Origin of the sequence: Cupriavidus sp. CuC1, from assembly GCF_044627735.1 — a bacterium.
GTDB classification, from domain to species: domain Bacteria; phylum Pseudomonadota; class Gammaproteobacteria; order Burkholderiales; family Burkholderiaceae; genus Cupriavidus; species Cupriavidus ulmosensis.
This window is the reverse complement of record NZ_JBIUHC010000177.1, coordinates 1-19,974: the sequence shown is the minus strand read 5'-3', so window position 1 is coordinate 19,974 and position 19,974 is coordinate 1. Positions and strand designations below refer to the sequence as shown.

At 65.5% G+C, this 19,974-nt stretch carries 18 protein-coding genes and 1 pseudogene; 8 read left to right on the top strand and 11 right to left on the bottom strand.

From position 1 onward, the window contains the following. Positions 1-136: 136 nt before the first annotated feature. From ACGLHR_RS43565 to ACGLHR_RS43540, 6 genes and pseudogenes are all read right to left on the bottom strand, one after another. Positions 137-232, bottom strand: a pseudogene (locus ACGLHR_RS43565) (YdcH family protein); the annotation flags it as partial. Between the two features lie 283 nt (positions 233-515). Continuing rightward, positions 516-1,739, bottom strand: a complete 1,224-nt coding sequence (locus tag ACGLHR_RS43560; protein WP_400102080.1) for a CaiB/BaiF CoA transferase family protein — start codon at positions 1,737-1,739, stop codon at positions 516-518. A 17-nt stretch (positions 1,740-1,756) separates the two neighbouring features. Next, positions 1,757-2,620: a MaoC/PaaZ C-terminal domain-containing protein gene (locus ACGLHR_RS43555; protein ID WP_400102079.1), complete on the bottom strand. Its 864-nt coding sequence runs from the start codon at positions 2,618-2,620 to the stop codon at positions 1,757-1,759. A gap of 4 nt (positions 2,621-2,624) precedes the next feature. Beyond that, positions 2,625-3,539, bottom strand: coding sequence for an SDR family NAD(P)-dependent oxidoreductase (locus tag ACGLHR_RS43550; protein ID WP_400102078.1), 915 nt, complete (start codon positions 3,537-3,539; stop codon positions 2,625-2,627). Between the two features lie 69 nt (positions 3,540-3,608). After that, entirely contained in the window at positions 3,609-4,610 is a 1,002-nt protein-coding gene (locus ACGLHR_RS43545) for a tripartite tricarboxylate transporter substrate binding protein (protein WP_400102077.1), read from the bottom strand. Positions 4,611-4,663: 53 nt separating this feature from the next. Next, positions 4,664-5,626, bottom strand: coding sequence for a Bug family tripartite tricarboxylate transporter substrate binding protein (locus tag ACGLHR_RS43540; protein ID WP_400102082.1), 963 nt, complete (start codon positions 5,624-5,626; stop codon positions 4,664-4,666). A 232-nt stretch (positions 5,627-5,858) separates the two neighbouring features. Between ACGLHR_RS43540 and ACGLHR_RS43535 the strand changes: the two genes are divergently transcribed. Beyond that, positions 5,859-6,761 (top strand): LysR family transcriptional regulator, encoded by a 903-nt coding sequence (locus tag ACGLHR_RS43535; protein ID WP_035863199.1) that lies wholly within the window; start codon positions 5,859-5,861, stop codon positions 6,759-6,761. 163 nt (positions 6,762-6,924) lie between these two features. Here the strand turns inward: ACGLHR_RS43535 and ACGLHR_RS43530 are convergent, their stop codons facing one another. Further along, a complete protein-coding gene (locus ACGLHR_RS43530; protein WP_400102076.1) occupies positions 6,925-7,260 on the bottom strand; it encodes a cysteine peptidase family C39 domain-containing protein in 336 nt (111 codons plus the stop codon). Between the two features lie 796 nt (positions 7,261-8,056). Next, a complete protein-coding gene (locus tag ACGLHR_RS43525; protein WP_400102081.1) occupies positions 8,057-9,298 on the bottom strand; it encodes an IS4 family transposase in 1,242 nt (413 codons plus the stop codon). A 34-nt stretch (positions 9,299-9,332) separates the two neighbouring features. Here ACGLHR_RS43525 and ACGLHR_RS43520 point away from each other — a divergent pair, with 34 nt between their 5' ends. Both ACGLHR_RS43520 and ACGLHR_RS43515 read left to right on the top strand, forming a co-directional pair. After that, complete coding sequence (locus ACGLHR_RS43520; protein WP_400102075.1) at positions 9,333-9,548, top strand: hypothetical protein; 216 nt, start codon at positions 9,333-9,335, stop codon at positions 9,546-9,548. After that, complete coding sequence (locus tag ACGLHR_RS43515) at positions 9,545-9,811, top strand: prevent-host-death protein (RefSeq protein WP_400102074.1); 267 nt, start codon at positions 9,545-9,547, stop codon at positions 9,809-9,811. The genes ACGLHR_RS43520 and ACGLHR_RS43515 overlap by 4 nt, the downstream gene beginning before the upstream one ends. A gap of 70 nt (positions 9,812-9,881) precedes the next feature. Here ACGLHR_RS43515 and ACGLHR_RS43510 read toward each other — a convergent pair whose 3' ends face one another. From ACGLHR_RS43510 to ACGLHR_RS43500, 3 genes are all read right to left on the bottom strand, one after another. Beyond that, a complete protein-coding gene (locus tag ACGLHR_RS43510) occupies positions 9,882-11,210 on the bottom strand; it encodes a TldD/PmbA family protein (RefSeq protein WP_400102073.1) in 1,329 nt (442 codons plus the stop codon). Further along, positions 11,210-12,643, bottom strand: a complete 1,434-nt coding sequence (locus ACGLHR_RS43505; protein ID WP_400102072.1) for a TldD/PmbA family protein — start codon at positions 12,641-12,643, stop codon at positions 11,210-11,212. The genes ACGLHR_RS43510 and ACGLHR_RS43505 overlap by 1 nt, the downstream gene beginning before the upstream one ends. Before the next feature lie 127 nt (positions 12,644-12,770). Beyond that, the gene (locus ACGLHR_RS43500) at positions 12,771-13,772 is read right to left on the bottom strand and encodes a tripartite tricarboxylate transporter substrate-binding protein (RefSeq protein WP_400102071.1); all 1,002 of its coding nucleotides are present in this window, start codon (positions 13,770-13,772) and stop codon (positions 12,771-12,773) included. Between the two features lie 394 nt (positions 13,773-14,166). Between ACGLHR_RS43500 and ACGLHR_RS43495 the strand changes: the two genes are divergently transcribed. From ACGLHR_RS43495 to ACGLHR_RS43475, 5 genes are all read left to right on the top strand, one after another. Further along, positions 14,167-15,336: an acyl-CoA dehydrogenase family protein gene (locus ACGLHR_RS43495; RefSeq protein ID WP_318235482.1), complete on the top strand. Its 1,170-nt coding sequence runs from the start codon at positions 14,167-14,169 to the stop codon at positions 15,334-15,336. A gap of 11 nt (positions 15,337-15,347) precedes the next feature. Further along, a complete protein-coding gene (locus ACGLHR_RS43490; RefSeq protein ID WP_400102070.1) occupies positions 15,348-16,547 on the top strand; it encodes a CaiB/BaiF CoA transferase family protein in 1,200 nt (399 codons plus the stop codon). A gap of 225 nt (positions 16,548-16,772) precedes the next feature. Continuing rightward, positions 16,773-18,155, top strand: a complete 1,383-nt coding sequence (locus ACGLHR_RS43485; RefSeq protein ID WP_400102069.1) for an MmgE/PrpD family protein — start codon at positions 16,773-16,775, stop codon at positions 18,153-18,155. 28 nt (positions 18,156-18,183) lie between these two features. Beyond that, positions 18,184-19,032 carry an HpcH/HpaI aldolase/citrate lyase family protein gene (locus tag ACGLHR_RS43480; RefSeq protein WP_400102068.1) on the top strand — a complete coding sequence of 283 codons (849 nt, stop codon included), beginning with the start codon at positions 18,184-18,186 and terminating at the stop codon, positions 19,030-19,032. A gap of 7 nt (positions 19,033-19,039) precedes the next feature. Further along, positions 19,040-19,894, top strand: a complete 855-nt coding sequence (locus ACGLHR_RS43475; protein WP_400102067.1) for a MaoC family dehydratase N-terminal domain-containing protein — start codon at positions 19,040-19,042, stop codon at positions 19,892-19,894. Positions 19,895-19,974: the final 80 nt, after the last annotated feature.

Here is a 19,974-nt window from a genome sequence, read left to right as displayed (position 1 = left end):
CCTTCGCGCTCCCAGCGGCGCACCGTACTGGGAGCCCGTCCGATGCGCTTTGCGAATTCGTTGATCCGATAAACCTTGCTCATGGCGAGCAATTATAGATACTTCTTCTGAGCAAGAATGGAGTATCAGTTGCTCGCTCCTGGTCCAGTTCATTGTGGCGGGAAAACAGCCGCGCAAAGCGGGCGTCGTGGGTTTTGAGGAGGGCTATCTGATCGCGGAATTCGGGGAACATGGGCCTCACCTTGGATGGGAGTTGGAAGGCTGGGAGTTCAGGGACATTGTGCCGCGAAGCAAGCGTTCGCGATTTGATATGGATCATGCCGTGAGGCAGATGACGGGCGATATCGGAGGGATGTGACGTCTCGCTCTTGGCGAGCGCCCGCCCTCTCCCCCCGCCCCTCTCCCGCCGTGCGGGAGAGGGGAGCAAACCAGCAACTGGGAGACGCCTGTCACTTTCAGGTGCGGAACCGTAAAAGTGACTGAAGGGCCGGGTCACGCAATTCGAGCGAACAAACTCAAACCACTCCCTTGCCCCGCAGCGCAGCAATCCTCTGCGCCGACATCCCCAGCACTTCACCCAGCACTGCCTCCGTATGCTCGCCCAATCGCGGCGGCGCCGCGTCATAGCGCACCGGCGTAACCGACAGCCGCAACGGGCTCTTCACCGTGGGACAAACTCCGCCATCGCTGCGCACCATATCCACCTGCAACTCGCGGTACCTGACCTGCGGATCCTCCAGCACCTGCGCATAGTCATTGATCGGCCCGCAGGGAATCCCCTCGCGCTCCAGCGCTTCCACCCACCGTGCGGTCGTGCCCGTGCGCATATGCGCTTCCAGCAGCGGCACCAGCACGTCGCGATTGACGATGCGGCCAGTGCCGGTGGTGAAGCGTTCGTCCTTTGCCAGGTCCGGGCGCTCCACGCCGCGGCAGTACCCTTGCCACTGTCCGTCGTTGCCGGCGGCCACGATCATGTAGCCGTCCGCCGTGGCGAACACGTGATACGGCACCATATTGGCGTGCGCATTACCAAAACGCTGCGGCGTCTTGCCGGTGATCTTCTGCGCCAGGATCGGCGTCGCCCCGACCGCCACCACCGCATCGAGCAACGCCATGTCGATCCGCTGCCCCTCGCCGGTACGCTCGGCATGGCGCAGCGCGGCCAGCACGGCCACGGTGGCGTACATGCCAGTGAGCATGTCGACCACGGCCACGCCGACCTTCTGCGGGCCGCCACCGGCCAGGTCGTCGCGCTCGCCCGTGATGCTCATCAGCCCGCCGATGCCCTGGAAGATGAAGTCGTAGCCCGGCTTGTGCGCGCTCGGCCCTTCCTGCCCATAACCGGTGATGGAGCAATACACCAGCGCCGGGTTGATGGCCTTGAGGCTGTCATAGTCCAACCCATAGCGCTTGAGGTCGCCGACCTTGTAGTTCTCCAGCACGATCTGCGATTTTGCCGCCAGCTCGCGCACGATGGCCTGGCCTTCGGCACTGGCGATATCGAGCGTGACCGAGCGCTTGCCGCGGTTGGCGCCGGCGTAGTAGCTCGCATCGCGCGAGGGCTTGCCGTCGCCGTCAGGCAGCCAGGGCGGGCCCCAGGAGCGGGTGTCGTCGCCCACGCCGGGGCGCTCTACCTTGATGACCTCGGCGCCGAGGTCTGCCAGGTTCTGGGCGCACCACGGGCCGGCCAGGATGCGCGAGAGATCCAGCACACGTACGCCGTCGAGCGCGCTCTTCATTGTTGTTGTCCTTGTTGTCATGCGCGGAATTCCGCCACGCCGTTGCTGAGCACGGTGACGTCGCGCGCGGGCACGCAGGCGTCGAACAGCACGCGGCCGCCGCCTTCGCGCCACATACGCACTTCGAGGGTTTCGCCGGGAAATACCGGCCGGGAAAAACGCACATTGAGTTCGAGCAACTGGTCGCCATCGCCTTCGGCAAAGGTATCGACCAGCGCGCGCGCCGCCACGCCATAGGTGCACAAGCCATGCAGGATGGGCTTGTCGAAGCCCGCCGCGCGCGCCACCTCGGGATCGGCATGCAGCGGATTGGGATCGGCATTGAGGCGATAGAGCAACGCGGCCTGCGGCAGGATCGCCAGGCTGCGAACCGCATCCGGCGCGCGTGCCGGCGCTGCCGGCAGCGCTTCGGGCGCGGTGTCGCCCTGGCCAAAGCCGCCGTCGCCGCGGCAGAAGGTGGTGTGGTGCACCGTGGCCAGTTCGGCGCCGCTGGCCACGTCCACCAGCGTACGCTCGATGATCACCAGCGCGCCTTTGCCGGCACCCTTGTCGATCACGTGGCTCACGCGGGCGCGGGCCCGCACGGTGCCGGATGCCGGCAACGGGCGATGCAAGCGCAGGCGCTGCTCACCGTGCACGATGCGCACCCAGTCGATGCCGCTCCTCGGGTCCTGCATCCAGAAGCCGGGATAGGCCAGCACCACGGCCTGCGTGGGAAAGGCCTTGAGCTGCGCCTCGTAGACGTAGCGCAGCTGGCGCGGATCGGTGGGCTGCTCGCCCAGGCCAAGACCCAGCGCGTAGAGGATGGAATCCTTCTCGCCGTAGGTCTGCGTGACCTCCGGAAAGTCCCAGTGCTTGATGCGGTTGTAGTCGAGCGGCATGGCGTCAGATCGGGTCCCAGTTGATCACGTCGGGCGAGCGCTCGAGCTTGAAGAAGCTGTTCCGCATGGCGGGGATGGCGATCTCGGCGATGGATTCCGGGGTCCAGCCTTCGCTCATATGCACCGAGCGCACCGGGCGCGGCTGGCTCATCAGCATGATCTCGTTGGCACGCACGGCGAAGATCTGCGCGTTGACTTCATGCGCGGCATCGCTGGCGAGAAAGGCGGCCATCGGCGCGACCTTGTTGGCTTCCATCTTTTGCAGCTTGGCGACGCGCGCTTTTTCTTCCGGGGTCTCGGAGGGGATCGAGCTGGTCATGCGGCTCCAGGCGAACGGCGCGATGCAGTTCGAGCGCACGTTGAAGCGGGCCATGTCCAGCGCGATCGACTTCGACAGCGCGGCAATGCCAAGCTTGGCGGCCGAGTAGTTGGCCTGGCCCAGGTTGCCGATCAGGCCGGACGTGGAGGTCATGTGCACGTAGGCGCCGCTCTCCTGGTCCTTGAAGTGGTTAGCGGCGGCGCGGCTGACAAAGAACGTGCCATTGAGGTGGACATCGATCACCGAGCGCCATTCTTCCTCGTTCATCTTGAAGAACATGCGGTCGCGCAGGTTGCCGGCGTTGTTGACCACGACATCGATGCGGCCGAAGTTGTCGATCGCGCATTGCACGATGGCGTTGGCGCCCTGCCAGCTCGACACGCTGTCGGTATTGGCTACCGCAATGCCGCCGGCGGCGACGATCTCGTCGACCACGCGCTGCGCGGGGCCGGCATCGCCGCCTTCGCCAGTGAGCGATACACCGACGTCATTGACCACCACCTTGGCGCCGGCCTTGGCCAGTTCCAGCGCTACGCCGCGCCCGATGCCACCACCCGCGCCGGTCACCAGCGCTACCTTGCCTGCCATCATTCCACTCATGATCATGCTCCTGTGTACACGTTTCTCTCGGCGGCCTGGCACGTGCCAGGCCGGGTATTGGTTGATCTCTTATTCCAGGCGTGCGCCCGATTCCTTCACGACCTTGCTCCAGCGCGTGATCTCCGCGTCGATATGCGCGCCCAGCACCGCCGGCGTGGAACCCACCGGCTCATAGCCGTTGGCTGCCAGGTTCGCGCGCAGGTCGGGCTGGGTCAGCACGGCCGCGATCTCCTTGCTGAGCCGCTCGACAATGGCCGGCGGCGTGCCGGCCGGCGCCAGCACCGCGTACCAGCCGTTGATGTCGAAGCCGGGCACGCCGGCCTCGGCCAGCGTGGGCACGTCCGGCGCCAGCGCCGCACGTTTGGCGCTGGTCACGGCCAGTGCCTTGAGGCGGCCGCTGCGGATATGCGGCATCGAGGTGGAAATGCTGTCGAAGGTCAGCTGCACCTCGCCCGCCAGCATGGCGTTGACCACCTGGGCGCTGCCCTTGTACGGCACATGGGTCATCTTGATGCCGGCCAGGCTGTCGAACAGCTCGCCGGCCAGGTGGCCCGTGTTGCCGTTGCCCGCGGAGGCGAAAGTCAGCTGCCCCGGCGCGGCCTTGGCCGCGGCGATCAGCTCGGGCACGGTCTTGGCCTTCAGCGAGGGACTGCCGGCCAGGATCAGCGGCAGGTTGGCCACCAGCGACACCGGCGCGAAATCCTTGCGGGTGTCATAGGGCAGCTTGGGATAGAGGCTGGCGTTGATCGCGTGCGCGGCCAGCACCACGATCAGCGTGTTGCCGTCCGGCTTGGCGCGCGCAAGTTGCTGCGAGGCGATGGTGCCGCCGGCGCCCGGCCGGTAGTCGAGCACTACCGGCTGGCCCAGCCGCTCCTGCAGCTTGGCCGCCACCGGGCGTGCCAGCAGGTCGGCGCTGCCGCCCGGCGGATAGGGAATCAGCAACTGGATCGGCTTGTTGGGCCAGGTGTCGGCAAGTGCGGAAGCGCTCGCGCCCAGCAGCCCCACCGCGAGCGGGGCGATCAGCACGGCCTGAAGCCATGACCTGCGGTGGCGCGCTTTCGATGCTTCCATGCCCTGTCCCCTCGTTTTGTCGTGATGTCGCGTGCCGTGCTTCGGGCTCGCCTTCATTGCTGCGCAATGCCGGTGTCCTTCACCACCTTGGCCCAGCGCACGCGCTCGGCGTCGATGAACTTGCCGAAATGCTCAGGCGTGTCGCCGCCCGGCACGCCGCCGAGATCGGCCAGGCGGGTTTTCACCTCGGGCTCGGCCAGGATGCCGGCCACCGTCTTTTGCAGGCGCGAGACCACCGCGGGCGGCGTGCCAGCCGGCGCCACCAGGCCGAACCATGCGGTCACCTGGAAGTCGTCGAGGCCGGCTTCCTTCATGGTCGGCACGTCTGGCAGCTCGGCCACGCGCGTGGCGCTGGTCACTGCCAGCGCGCGCAGCTTGCCGGACTGGATATGCGGCAGGGAGCTGGGCAGGTTGTCCACCATCATCGTCACCTGCCCGGCGACCAGGTCAGCCACGGCCGGCGCGGCACCCTTGTAGGGCACATGGATGATGTCGATACCGGTGCGCTTCTTGAACAGCTCGCCGGACAGGTGCACCGACTGCCCGGTGCCCGACGAGGCGAACGACAGCTTGCCCGGCTGGGACCTGGCCAGCGCCACCAACTCCGCCACGTTGCGGGCGGGCACCTTGGCGTTCACCACCAGCACGTTGGGCACCGAAACCACCATGGTGATCGGCGCGAAGTCCTGGGCACGGTAGGGAAGTTGCTTGTACAGACCGTAGTTGATGGCATTGGGGCCGATATTGCCCATCATCAGCGTATAGCCGTCGGGGGCGGCCTGGCGCAGCGCCTGCACGCCGACGATGCCGGCAGCGCCGGCGCGGTTTTCCACCACCACCGGCTGGCCGAGCAGCTCTCCCAGCCGCTTGCCGACCAGCCGCGAGGCGATATCGGTGGTTCCCCCCGCCGCCGCGGGCACGATCAGGCGCACCGGCTTGTCAGGGTAGTCGGCCGCGGCAGCGCCGCCCATGATGGCCAAGGTGGCCAAGCTAGCCACGCCCAGCATGGTGGCCATGCCCGCCCGCCTGCTTGCGCTGTAGCGCCGAACTGTCATTTGTCGTCCTCCTGGGTGGCTGCGCGGCGGCTCGGGTTTCGCGCCGCCTTCGCGCGAGGCAAGCCGGTAACCGCCCGCGCAATACGGACGATCCGGCCTTTATGGTTCTATTGCCACGCCGAATACGATAAATTGACGGCGGGGACATTGCTATTCACGATTCACAAAAGAGGCCTTTGGCCCAGCGAAACACATGCATTACGACCTGACCGACCTGCGCCTCTTCCTGAACGTCGGCGAAACCGAAAACCTGACCCGCGCCGCCGAGCGCAGCTTTCTCTCCCTGCCCGCCGCCAGCACCCGCATCAAGCAGCTGGAAGAGGCCTTCCAGACCCAGTTGCTGATCCGCCAGGTGAAAGGCGTGCGCCTGACCCCAGCCGGCGACGCCCTGCTGCGCCACGCGCGCGAGGTGTTCCGCGAGCTGGAGTGCCTGCACTCGGACCTGCGGCCCTACGCCAAGGGCGTCAAGGGCCGCGTACGCCTGCTGGCCAACACCACCGCCACCAACTCCTTCCTCGCCACGGCGCTATCGCGCTTCCTCGCCGAGAACCCGGATGTCGACATCGAACTGGAGGAACAGCTGTCGCAGGCCATCGTCTCGTCGATCAGCGCCGGTGCGGCGGACCTCGGCATCGTCGCCGGCGAAGTGGCCACCAATGATCTCGAAGTCATGCAGCTATGCAGCGACGAGCTGATCGTGATCGCGCCGGTCAACCACCCGCTGCCGCAGTTCACCAGCCTGCACTTTGCCGACCTGCTCGATACCTGCCGCTTTGTGGGTCTCAACCAGTTCAGCGCGATCCAGTCCTTCCTGGACCGGATCGCCAGCGGCATGGGCAAGCGCATCAGCCTGCGGATCCAGCTGGGCAGCTTCGACGCCGTGTGCCGGATGGTGGAGGCAGGCGCTGGCATCGCGATCGTGCCCAACAGCTGCGCGCGGCGCTATGCCAGCCGCAAGGTGCTGCGGTTCATTCCGCTGGAAGATGAATGGGCCAAGCGTGACCTGCGTTTGGTGCGCCGGCCCGGGCGGGAGCTGCCGCAGTTTGCGGAGACGTTGATCCAGTATTTGACTGAGGCGGCGCGGGAGCCGGTTTGAGGCGGCTAGGGTTGCCCGTACAGACCAAGCGACAGCGCTGCCCACCCGATCTTGTCATCAAGGCGCAAGAAGATGACTAGAAGGTTGATTCAGCCGGCACCGGATCAGGTTTCCATGGGACAGATACATGGAGCTGTACGCAGAATCCCTCCCAGCCGCGCTTCTAGAACTGCCGCTGCGTCTGGAGCATTATGGGAAGTCTGTGTAAATCAGGCTCACCAAATGCGCCAGAGTTCAAAGGAAGATGATAAAGAGGCATCGCCTCCATCAATTGTTTTTCGGTGATTTCAACGCCATAGAATCCCAAAACAGTCGAAAGGGAAGCAGAGCCGCAGGAATAATCGGAATTCTGCTTCACCACCCCCTCACCTCGAAAATGCTTCCAACTCTTTGCAGGCACAACAATCCCTGACGAAGATGCCGGGAAAACAAGCTGGGCATAAGATACAGACGGGAAAATGGAAATAAAAATTAGGCACAGCAAATAATCAGCCATCATTTACACAGAATAACCCACCTCATCGCACACCCCCACACTCATCTCAAACAAATAGTTTTCTAGCTAGACTGAATAAAATTGCAACAATGAGCAAAATCACAGCAGCCAGATGCACAAGATTAAAAAAATATGCACCCGAGTCCGCATCGCAGCCGCGCATTTCTTTTATACTCTTAATAAACGCCTTGATAAACTCCAAGATGCCCCCCACGATAGCCGGGAGTATCAATGCCCCACCCCCAACCAAAACGATCTGCTAGCTTCAATTTCGGGAAATCATTTACCAAAAAAATTACCTGCTCCGCGAACGAGAGATCGCACAAGCGAATTCTTCGTTTAATGTCTATAACCAGAAAAAATCATCGACCTTTTGGCGTAGCGATAAGACGTTGATATTGCGCACCTAGACGGTTAAAGGTGACCCATAACAAGAGACAGTAGCTCCCGCTTCTTACATATGGCTCGCATGCAGCGCACTCTAGCATCCAACGTCGAGCAGGAATCCCACGCGCATCAAAAGAAGTAATTTCCGAAGGCTTCGAAGAAATTTCCGCATTCACACTCGCGCTTGAAAAATTAGTCCTCTCAGAGTGGAGCGGGCAATATGGGCATCGGAAATTCGACAAAGGCTGAACTGGAAGTATCGCCAACCTTGAGGCGGCCGAGGCTTGAACTTCCGTAGTTTGCGGAGACTTTGATCCAGTATTTGACGGAGGCGGCGCGAGAGCCGGTTGACAGAATGGCAAGTAGGGGAACGAAGACCAATCCACCCAAGTTAAGCATCAACAATTAGGCATCAACAGGCCTTATAAGCAGCATGTCGATGAGGTTTGTGGCGAGGCGGACGAGGCTTGGCGCGATCCGGCCGCACGCGATGGATACGTGTTGCGATCACGGCCAAGGTCTCATTCAGAGCGGCCTTGGCCCAGCGCAAGCCGAGCAGCGCCGCTGACAGGACAGGTTTGAGGGCGGTGATGGCGTAGGCACGGTTGATCCGATGCTCCGAGCCAATCTCATATTCCTGCGCGGCGGTGAGGCAGCACAGGGCGTGGAGGTTGTCGCTCAGGATTTTGGCGCCGAAGTCCTGCCTGGCAGCCAACTGCGACAGGCCGGACAGGTGTTCGAGTGCCATGCGGTGTTTGAGACGTTTAAACGCCTCCTCCAGGCGCCAGCGCTGATGATAGAGATCGCGGAAGGTGGCAGCCGGATATCGGTGCATGTCGAGCAGATTGGTGATGAGCACGCGCACCTTACCGGCTGGCGAGATCTGCCGGATCAGCCGAACGGTCTGCGGGGAAGCCGCACACTCATAGTCGCGCGCGTCAATGCGGGCTGGAGCCGGGAGCGTAACGATGGCCTCGACACGGCCAGAGCGCACGAAGCGCCGTACGGCAGCAAAGCCGCTGCCGTCGGCGCGCATGCAGAAAGGGATGTTTCGTTGGTTGAGCACGGCCACCAGCCAGCGGGCTGGGTAGCCGCGGTCGAGCAAAAGCAAGTCGTCGGATTGCAGGCGGTCCAGATGCTCGAACAGGATCTGGCGTTCGTTCTCGTGCACGCTGTGCAGTGAGGCGGTGAGCATGATCTCGGCCTCAGGCAGGTACAGGCCAAAGGCGAGTTGATCGCGGGTGGCGGCTCGAGGGAGATGGCTATGGCGGATGGCGAAACGCAGGTGTGAGGCGTCCGCAGCGACCAACCGAAAGCCATGCCAGCGTGGCAAATGTTTGGACACTTGCTGAAGCAGCCAGTCATTGAGGTGAGCAAAGACATCGCCGCTGAGTTTGCTGCGAGCCTGGGCGAACGCTTGTTCACTGACGCGTCGGCACAAGGTATTTTGGCGGGCGAGTGCGGCGAAGAATTGATCGAGTTCGGCTTGCACCCCCATGCGCAAGTTGCCAAGCATGAAGGTGATCAGTGTCGGCAGGGTGAGCTTACGCTGACGGGTGAATGCGGCCGGATGTTCGGGATGACGGGCCAAATCGCGAAAGACCTGGGTGTGCAGATATTGGGTAAGCGTAGCGAACAGATCGGACAGGGGCATCATAGCCAAGCGAAGATCGAGAAATGATCCTCTATTGGCCGCCGCCCTGCTTGCGCTAAACAGCCAGCGCAAGCAGGGCGGCGGCCGCTCGAACCTCGTCACCTGTCAAGTGTTCTCGGCGCAAAATGCGATTTTATTTGGCGGCTTATCTTGGGTGGATTGGAACGAAGACCCTGCCTGCGAAGTGGGCGTCAGACCGAATTCAGACTATATTCAGTCATCCAGTCACTTCCACATGGACCCGCCGTGAAACTCTCTAACATCAAACCAATCAGCTTTCCGAAGAGCGATGCGGCCCGTATCGTCACGGAGATCAGGGAGACGCGCGAAGCCCAGAATGACGAGGCTGAACTTGTCGTGCAGGACATCGCCAGCCACGAAGCACAGCGGCGCACAACTGCGCTATTGAAGATCCTGGCGCTCGGCGAGAAGGAGATCGCGGAGGGCAAAGTGACAGCGGCTGCAAACGTCTTTGCCGAACTGGCTCGGCAGGACGGAGAAGACGGTCCATGAGGGAGGCCTTTCTCGATTCCGCTAGGCAGGACTAACGCTAGGGAGCCAGTGCGTTGGCTCCCCACGCCGCTCACAGCGTCAGCGTGAGCTTCCCCGTCAGCGCCCCAGGCAACAGCGCAGAATCAGTCTGCCGCTCCCCATAAGTACTGCTCGACACCCGCAGCTGCCGCTCGCTGGTCAGCGCCTCCAAATGCTCCCCCAGGAAGCTATAGATACTGTCGTCAAACCGCATTGTCCCAAGCGGCGCCTGGATGCGGCCTTCTTCCACCCAGAACGTAGCGAAGCGCGTCATGCCGGTCATGCGGGCCGCCGGCGCGTCGGACCAGTTGAGATACCAAAGGTTACCTATATAGAGGCCGGTGCCGAGTGCGGCGAGCACGTCGTCCCGCGCGAGGCCGCCGGCTGCCATGGCGAGGGACTGCGGCCCTTCGCCGGCGCTGGCGCAATTGGCGGCTAGATCGTACTCCCGCGCGCTGCGGGGATAGACCAGCCGGCCGGCGGGCAGCCCGGCGCGCACCAGCTTCACGTCGCTGCGCGGGATGCCTTCCGGGCCGAAGGCCGGGGCCAGCGTGCCGGTTGCGCATTCATCAAGATCCAGCAGCGGGCTCAGGCGCGCGCCACCGTCGTATAGCCGCTGGAGCGGGCTTTCCTTCTGCGCCAGCGCGCGGGCCGAGAAGCCGCCCCAGGAGAACATGCCCAGCACTTCCTCGAGCGCGGCTGGGGCCAGGTAGGCCCGATACTCGCCGGGCGGCAATACGCGCTGCGGCTTGCCCAGGTGGTCCAGCTGCTGGCGCGCCTGGGCAAAGCGGCTGGCGAATTCGGCGGCATCCCAACGCGAGCCGGCGTAGTCGGCCTTTACCGCCTGGCCGTTGGCGTGGAACAGGCTCCAGTCGAAGTGGAAGCCTTGCGCGGCATGCCAGCCAAAAGCGCCGAAACTGTTCGCAAAACCCCGGTACAACGGACCGGCGGCATAAATGCCGACCAGGTCCAGCCCGCGCGCGGTCTCGTCGATCTGCGCGAACACCTCGGCGCTGTCCGGCGGCGCAGCCACATCGGCCAGCGCGCGCTGCCAAGGTTCGCGCTCCAGCATCAGGTAGGGATCGGGCTGCAACTGGCCGATCGCCTCGCGCAGTTGCAGCAAGCCATCGGCGAGGCGCTGGCGATCGGCCGCCGGCTCGCCGGACAGGGTGATGCCGATATTGGCATGGCGCTCGTCGCGGATCAGCTTGAGCCGGGCCGTGGCTTGCCGGACCTGCCCGGCCTGGCGCACCCGCGCGCGATTGAAGCGAATGAACTCGGACTCTTCCGCGCTGTACCACAGCGTGAAGGCTTCGCCCTCGCCCAGCGCATTGCGCACATCTTCGGCCAGCGCCGCGAACAACGATTGCGCATCCGCCATCACGCGGCTCCTCCAAAGACTTCCACTTGCTTGAACACGCAGGCCGGCGAAGCATGGCCGACGCGCACCACTTGGTTGGGCTCGCCCTTGCCGCAGTACGGCGTGCCGTGCACCTCGAAGGTACTGGCATCGCCAACGGCAGCCAGGCTGCGCCAGAAATTCGCGGAAACACCGCGGTAGTTCGGGTTCTTGACCACGCCCTTGAGCTCGCCGTCCTCGATCAGGCGTCCCCATTCGCAGCCGAACTGGAACTTGTTGCGCGCATCGTCGATGGACCAGGAACGGTTGGAGGACATCAGGATGCCGCGCTCGATGCCGCCGACCAGTTGCGCCATGGTACGGTCGCCCGGCTCCAGGTTGAGGTTGGCCATGCGATCGATCGGCGGCCGGTTCCAGTTGCAGGCCCGGCTGTTGGCGACACCCGGCAGCCCGCTGCGCCATTGCGACAGCGCGCCGCCCAGCGGGCGCAGTAGCAGGCCATCGCGGATCAGGAATTCCTTTTGCGCGGGCTGGCCCTCGTCATCAAAGCCGTAGCTGGCCAGTTCCTCCGGGATGCCCGGGTCGAAGCTGATATTGAGCAGGGACGAACCATACTGGTATCGGCCAAAGTCCTCCAGCCCGATAAAGCTGGTGCCCGCATAGTTGCGTTCGTCCCCGAGGATGCGGTCCAGTTCCAGCGGATGGCCGATGGATTCATGGATCTGCAGCATCATCTGGTCCGGCATCAGCAGCAGGTCGGTGGGGCCGCTCGGCGCATTGGGCGCGTGCAGCAACTGCAAGGCTTCGTCCGCCACCCGCGATGCAGCGTTAGCGAAGCCCAGGCGCGCGATGACCTCCGCGCCGCCTTGCTGGCCGCTGCCGAAGCCGCCGAAGCTGCGGGTCTGGCTGTCGTTGCCGTCGAAGGCGGTCACGCTGATGCCGGGATAGACGAAGCGCAACGCCTGCCATTGCTCGGCACCGGCGCTATTGAGGTAGAGCTGCTCAAAGCGCTGGTGATCGAGATAAACCAGCCAGTTCACCAGCCGCGAATCGGCGGGCACGCTGGCAGACACCTCCGCCAGCAGCGCGAAGCGCTCGGCAAGCCCCGGGAACGCACCGTGCAGGCCGGGGGATTCGTAGCGGGCCTGGCCTTGGGGCGGCTCCAGTCCACGCAGGTCGACAAGGCCATGCGCGGCGATCCGCCGTGCCAGCGCTTCGGCGCTATCGAGCGCGCGCTGCAACCCGGCCACGCTGAGATCGCTGGTGGCGGCATAAGCCTCCACGCCAGCCAGGCGCACATTGAGCATGGCTCCCATGTCCTGCGTGAGGGACGGCGGCTCGGCGACGCCGCGCCGCATCATGCAATGCTCGCCGCTCTGCCGGACCAGGCGCAACGAGTGAAACTCGGCGCGGGTGGTTAGCGCGGCGAAATCCTGTCTGGCACGTTCGAACAAGGGGGCTCCCGGAACCGTAGTGGAAGAGCCAGTGCCGGCGCGATTCGCTTCAACCGATGGGCCGGCACTGGCGCAGTGATCCGGAAATCTTACTACCTTTGCGCCGCGGCGATCCCTCGCCCTGCGCTCAATCCGCCTTCACCCCGGCCGCCTTGATGATCGGCGACCATTTCTCGATCTCGGCCTTCAGCCACGTGCGCAGCCCTTCCGGCGTCTGCTTGTCCTCCGGCACGATCTCGGCGCCAAGATCGGCCAGCCGCGCGGCCACCGCCGGATCCTTCAGCGCGGTGCGCAGCGCCCCGTTAAGCCGGTCGATGACCGCCGGCGGTGTCCCGTGCGGGGCGTAGATGCCGTGCCAGACCTTGACCTCGAAGCCCTTGAGCCCGCTCTCGGCCAGCGTGGCGGTGTCAGGCAAGGCCTTGATGCGCGTGGTGGTGGTGACGCCGTAGAGCTTGACCTTGTCGGCCTTGATATGCGGCAAGGTCTGGGTGGTCTGGTCGCACAGGATGTCGACCTGGCTGCCCAGCAGGGCGGTCATCGCGGGCGCGGTGCCCTGGTAGGGAATGGCGGTGAGCTCGACGCCGATGGCTTTCTGGAACAGCATGCCGCACAGCTGCGAGACCGCGCCCAGCCCGGCGTTGGCCAGGTTGACCTTTTCCCGGTTCTGGCGGATGTAGGCAATCAGCTCCGGCAGCGTCTTGGCAGGCAGGTCATGGCGGCCGAGCAGGGTCATGGGCACGTCGGCCACCTGGCCGACAAAGCTGAAATCCGTCAGCGGCTTGTAGGGGAGCTTGCTGTACAGCGCCGGCGCAGTGGCCATGCCGTTGTGGTGGATCAGGATGATGTAGCCATCCGGTGCGGCCTTGGCCACGTAGGCGGCGGAGACGGTGCCGCCGGCGCCGAGCCGGTTTTCCACCACCACGCTCTGGCCCAGGGTCCTGGACATGGCCGCGGCCATGGTGCGCGCCACCACGTCGGTGGGGCCGCCCGCGGCAAAGGGGACCACCATGGTGATCGGCTTGGTGGGGTAGGCATCGGCGGCGCGCGCCGGGGCAGGCAGCGTGAGCGCTGCCGCCACGCCCAGCGCGGCGAGCGCCATCCAGCGCCATGGCGCCTGGACCCGACTCATTTGCGCTGCATTTTCACTGCTGACCCGCCCGTGCCGCCGCTGTTTGCTGCCTGCCATGTCTTTCGTCTCCAAATTGGTGGATTGGCCGGGCTATGCCGGCTAGGGCTCGCCTGCGTCGGCCTGTGCGGGCGCGCGGCGTTATCGTTTCAGGCAAGCGTGGCGATAAAGCGGCGCATATGCAATACGGATTTCCCTAAGGGTGGGCAAGGCGGGACAGAAGCTGCCGAGCGCCAGCAAGTGCGCGCGGCACCGCTCACGCCCGCGCCGTCCCGGCCCGGCCTGCTTCCGGGGGCGCTAAGCCGCTCTTTCGCAAATCCGAATTACCGCGCGGCAGGCCCTCGGGAATAATGGCCGCAAGCTAATACCCATAACGTCCATTCCGGGGCCCCTTTTCATGTTCGCAGAACAATCGCACGACCAGCCGTATCCCGACATCCGCGAAGCCGTGCGTGCCCTGTGCACCGGCTTCGATTCCGCCTACTGGCAACGCGTGGAAGAGCAGAACGCCTTCCCCGAGGAGTTCGTGCAGGCGCTGACCAAGGCCGGCTGGCTGTCCGCGCTGATCCCCGAGGAGTATGGCGGCTCGGGCCTGCCGCTGACCGCGGCGTCCGTCATCATGGAGGAGATCAACCGCACCGGCGGCAACTCCGGCGCCTGCCACGGCCAGATGTACGTGATGGGCTGCCTGTTGCGCCACGGCTCGGCCGAGCAGAAGCAGCGCTGGCTGCCGGGCATCGCCTCGGGCGAGCTGCGCATGCAGTCGATGGCGGTGACCGAGCCCACCACCGGCACCGATACCACCAAGCTCAAGACCACCGCCGTGAAGAAGGGCGACCGCTACGTCATCAACGGCCAGAAGGTGTGGATCTCGCGCGTGCAGCACTCGGACCTGATGCTGCTGCTGGCGCGCACCACGCCGCTGGACCAGGTCAAGCGCAAGTCGGAGGGGCTGTCGGTGTTCGTGGTGGACCTGCGCGAGGCCATCGGCAAGGGCCTGACGGTGCGGCCGATCCGCAATATGGTCAACCACGAGACCAACGAACTGTTCTTCGACAACCTGGAGATTCCCGCCGAGAACCTGATCGGCGAGGAAGGCAAGGGGCTCAAGTACATCCTCGACGGCCTGAACGCCGAACGCATCCTGATTGCCTCCGAATGCGTGGGCGACGGCTACTGGTTTATCGAGCGCGCCAGCAGCTATGCGCGCGAGCGCATCGTGTTCGACCGCCCGATCGGCCAGAACCAGGGCATCCAGTTCCCCATCGCGCGTGCCTATGTGAACGTAGAAGCGGCCAGCCTGATGCGCTACAAGGCCGCCGCGCTGTTCGACGCCGGCAAGCCCTGCGGCAAGGAGGCCAATATCTCCAAGCTGCTCGCGGCCGATGCCTCGTGGGAAGCGGCTAACGTCTGCCTGCAAACGCACGGCGGCTTCGGCTTCGCCGCCGAATACGATATCGAGCGCAAGTTCCGCGAGACGCGCCTGTACCAGGTGGCGCCGATCTCCACCAACCTGATCTTGTCGTACGTGGCCGAGCACGTGCTCGAGCTGCCGCGTTCGTTCTGAGGCCCGCCCCCATGCTTGCTACGCACCAGGGCATACGCCCGCTCGACGGGATCCGCGTCGTCTCCCTCGAACACGCCGTGGCCGCGCCGTTCGCCACCCGCCAGCTGGCCGATCTCGGCGCCCGCGTGGTCAAGGTGGAGCGCCCCGGCGTGGGAGACTTCGCGCGTGGCTATGACGAGACCGTCAATGGCCAGGCTTCGCACTTTGTCTGGCTCAACCGCGGCAAGGAGAGCCTGACGCTCGACCTGAAGCAGATTGAGGCACAAACGGTATTGCACCGCCTGCTGGCCGATGCCGACGTGCTGGTGCAGAACCTGGCGCCGGGCGCGGCCGCGCGCATGGGGCTGGACTTCGACACGCTGCATCCGCGCTACGGCAAGCTGATCGTCTGCGATATCTCGGGCTACGGAGACGCTGGCCCCTATCGCGACAAGAAGGCATACGACCTGCTGATCCAGGCCGCCGCCGGTCTGATCGGCATCACCGGCAGCGCGGACGAGCCCTCGCGCGCAGGCATTTCCATCGCCGACATCGCGGCTGGCATGTACGCCTACAGCGGCATCCTGTCCGCGCTGCTGCAGCGCGGGCGAACCGGCCAGGGCCTGCGCGTGGAAGTGACCATGCTGGAGGCGCTGACCGAATGGATGAACTACGCGCTGTACTTCGGCCACTACGGCGGCACGGCGCCGGCGCGTTTTGGCGCGTCGCATCCGGCCATCGCACCGTATGGCGTGCACCGCACGGGCGACGGCGGCAGCGTGATCTTCGGCCTGCAGAACGAGCGCGAATGGCAGGCGTTCTGCAACAAGGTCCTGGCGCAGCCGGCGTTGCTCAAGGACGAGCGCTTCTCCTCCAACTCGGGACGCGTCAAGAACCGCACCGACCTGACCGCGCTGATCGAAGCGCGTTTCGCGCCAATGACGGTGACGCAGGTCGAAGCGCTGCTCGACGATGCGCAGATCGCCAACGCGCCGATGAACGATATCGAGGCGGTGTGGAACCACCCGCAACTGGCCGCGCGCGGACGCTGGCGCGAAGTGGCCAGCCCCGGCGGCCCCATCGGCGCGCTGCTGCCGCCGGCCAACCTGTCGGGCGTGGAGCCGGTGATGGGCGATGTCCCGGCGCTGGGCGCGCATAGCACGGCCATCCTGGCCGAGCTGGGTTACGGCGTGGACGAGATTGCCAGGATGACTGACAGCAAGACGATTTGAACAACAGAATGCAGCAAGAGCGCCCGCGCACGATTCTCGCGCAGGCGTGGCACCCCTCTCCCGCCCGGCGGGAGAGGGGTTGGGGGAGAGGGCGGGCATTCGCAAGAACGAGGCCTCTTACCTTGAGCAGGCGTCGGCCCTCTCCCCCGGCCCCTCTCCCACTGGCGTGGGAGAGGGGAGGAACAGCAACACAACCCACCATCCCGAACACCGCCCGGAGCCGGCATGAGCCAAGCTACTGACCACACCTACCCTACCCGCCAGCTGTGCGATTTCCTGGCCCGCTTCACGCTGGCCGACGTGCCCGCCGAAGTGGTGGAGCGCACCAAGGACCTGTTCCTCGACTGGATCGCCTCCGCCATCGCTGGAAAGGACGCACCGGCGGTGCGCAAGCTGCAGGAGTTCGTCGCCGCAATGGGCCCGCAACAGGGCCCGGCCGAGATGCTGGTGGATCGCCGCCGCACTTCGCCGTACTTTGCCGCCTTGATCAACGGCGCTTCCTCCCACGTGGTGGAGCAGGATGACGTGCATAACGGCTCGGTGCTGCATCCCGCCGCCGTGGTGTTCCCGGCGGTGATCGCTGCCGCGCAGGCCGAGGGCAAGAGCGGTGCCGAGGTGCTGCTGGCATCCATCGCCGGCTACGAGGCGGGCATCCGCATTGGCGAATTCATGGGCCGCTCGCACTATCGCGTGTTCCACACCACCGGCACGGTCGGCACGTTGGCGGCAGCCGCGGCAGTCGCCAAGCTGTATGGCATGGACGCCGAAGGCATCAACCAGGCGCTCGGCTCGGCCGGCACGCAGGCCGCCGGCCTGTGGGAGTTCCTGCGCGACGCCGCGGACTCCAAGCAACTGCACACCGCCAAGGCCGCCGCCGACGGCCTGATGTCCGCCTGGATCGCGCGCGCTGGCTTCACCGGCGCCAAGCGTATCCTGGAAGGCCCGCAGGGCATGGCCGCCGGGATGTCCAGCGACGCCAACCCGGCCGCCCTGACCGACGGCCTGGGCGAGCGCTGGGCCACCGCCGAAACCTCCTTCAAGTTCTTTGCCTCCTGCCGCCACACGCACCCGGCGGCCGATGCGCTCAAGGACCTGATGCTGGGCGAGAAGATCAGCGCGGACCAGATCGCCAGCGTGACCGCGCACGTGCACCAGGGCGCCATCGACGTGCTCGGCCCGGTGACCGATCCCAAGACCATCCACCAGGCCAAGTTCTCCATGGGCACCGTGCTGGGCCTGGTAGCGGTGCACGCGCACGCCGGCCTGGGCGAGTTCGAGGACCATGCGCTGCAGGACGCCAAGGTGGCCGCCTTCCGCGACAAGGTGGAAATGGAACTGGACGACGAGATCAATGCCGCGTATCCGCGCCAGTGGATCGGCCGCGTCACTGTCAAGACCACCGACGGCCGCACGCTGGCGGGCCGCGTGGACGTGCCCAAGGGCGATCCGGGCAATACGCTGTCGCGCCCGGAGCTCGAGGCCAAGGCGCTGCAACTGGGCGCGTTCCGCCACGGCGCGAGCGAGGCCGAGATGCGCACCATCATTGCCCGCGTGTGGGCGCTGGAGAAACAGGCGAGGGTCACCGACTGGCTGCCCGTCGCGAAATAACGCGGCCAATCCCACCGAGACTCGCTTCATGTCCACTGCCATCACCTATTTGTTCGTGCCGGGCGACCGGCCCGAACGCTTCGACAAAGCCGCGGGCGCCGCGCCCGATGCACTGATCCTCGATCTGGAGGATGCGGTGCATCCGGACGCCAAGCCAGCCGCGCGCACGGCCATTGCCGCCTGGCTGCTGGAACGCGGCGCGCAGGCGCAGGCTTACGTGCGCATCAACGACTCCAGCTCGCTGGCCTTCGCCGCCGATATGGAATGGCTGCGCGCCCTGCCGCCCGACGCACACCTGGCCGGATTGCTGGTGCCCAAGGCAGAAGACCCGGCCGCGCTTGGCGAGATCGCCCAGGCGCTGGCCCAGGTGAACCCCCAGGGCCGCCTGGTGGCCATCATCGAAAGCGCGCGGGGCCTGCACGACATCGATGCGGTCGCCGCCGCGCCAGGCGTGTCGCGGCTGGCCTTTGGCTCGCTGGACTTCGCCGTGGACCTGGGCTGCGCCCATACCCGCGAGGCGCTGCTGATGGCGCGCTCGCGCATTGTGCTGGCTTCACGCGTGGCCGGCCTGCCGCCGCCCGTGGATGGCGTCACCACCGCGCTCAAGGACGAGGCCGTGCTGGCCGATGACGTAGCGCACTCGCGCGCGCTCGGCTTTGCCGCCAAGCTGTGCATCCACCCGGCCCAGCTTGCCGCGGTGCGCGCGGGCTTCCTGCCCACGACAGAGCAACTGGACTGGGCGCAGCGCGTGCTGGACGCCACCGCCAGCGGCAGCCACGCCGTGCAGGTTGACGGCAAGATGGTCGACCGCCCCGTCATCGAACAGGCCCGGCGCATGTTGGCGCTGGCCGGCAAACCCGCACAGGACCCGCAGTAACCCAGCCATGACCCAACTTGAAACCCTGCGCACCTGGATCGGCCGCAGCGAAAGCCGCACCGAGACCCTCTCCCCGGAACCCGTGATCGGCCTCGCGGCCACGCTCGACCTCGATGGCGATGCGCTGGTGCGCGGCCCGCTGCCGCCGCTGTGGCACTGGCTCTACTTCCTGCCGCGCGCCCCGCAGCGCGAGCTTGGCCAGGACGGCCACCCGGCGCTGGGCGGCTTCATGCCGCCGGTGCCGCTGCCGCGCCGCATGTGGGCGGGCGGCGAGCTGGATTTTTGCAAGCCGCTGCGCGTGGGCGATACCGTCACGCGCACGTCCACCATCCGCAATGTCGAGCACAAGAGCGGGCGCAGCGGCGAGCTGTGGTTCGTCACCGTGGAACATGTGCTGACGGTCAAGGGTGAAATCGCGCTGACCGAGCGCCACGACCTGGTCTATCGCGCCATGCCGGAGCCGGGACAGCCGCTGCCCCCGCGGCCACGCCTGGCGCACCAGGCGCAATGGCAGCGCCAGTTGCGTGCCGACCCGGTCATGCTGTTCCGTTTCTCCGCGCTCACCTTCAACGGCCACCGCATCCACTATGACCACGACTATGTGCGCGACGTGGAAGGCTACCCCGGCCTGGTCGTGCACGGCCCGCTGCAGGCGATGCTCGCCCTGGACCTGCTGGCACGCGAGATGCCCGGCGCCACGGTGCGCCGCTTCGGCTTCCGTGGGCTGGCGCCGATGTTCGATCACGACACGGTAACGGTGGGCGGCGCAGCCGATGCCACCACGCCGGGCAAGGTCAACTTGTGGACCGGCGACGATGCCGGGGGCCAGGCGATGGACGCATGGGCCATCGTGGAGAGCTGACCGGCTAGTGTCCTGAGTCAGAAGTTCCTTGCATTATTGACGCCACGTAGTAGTCTGCGTTGAAGGCACGCAAACGGCGA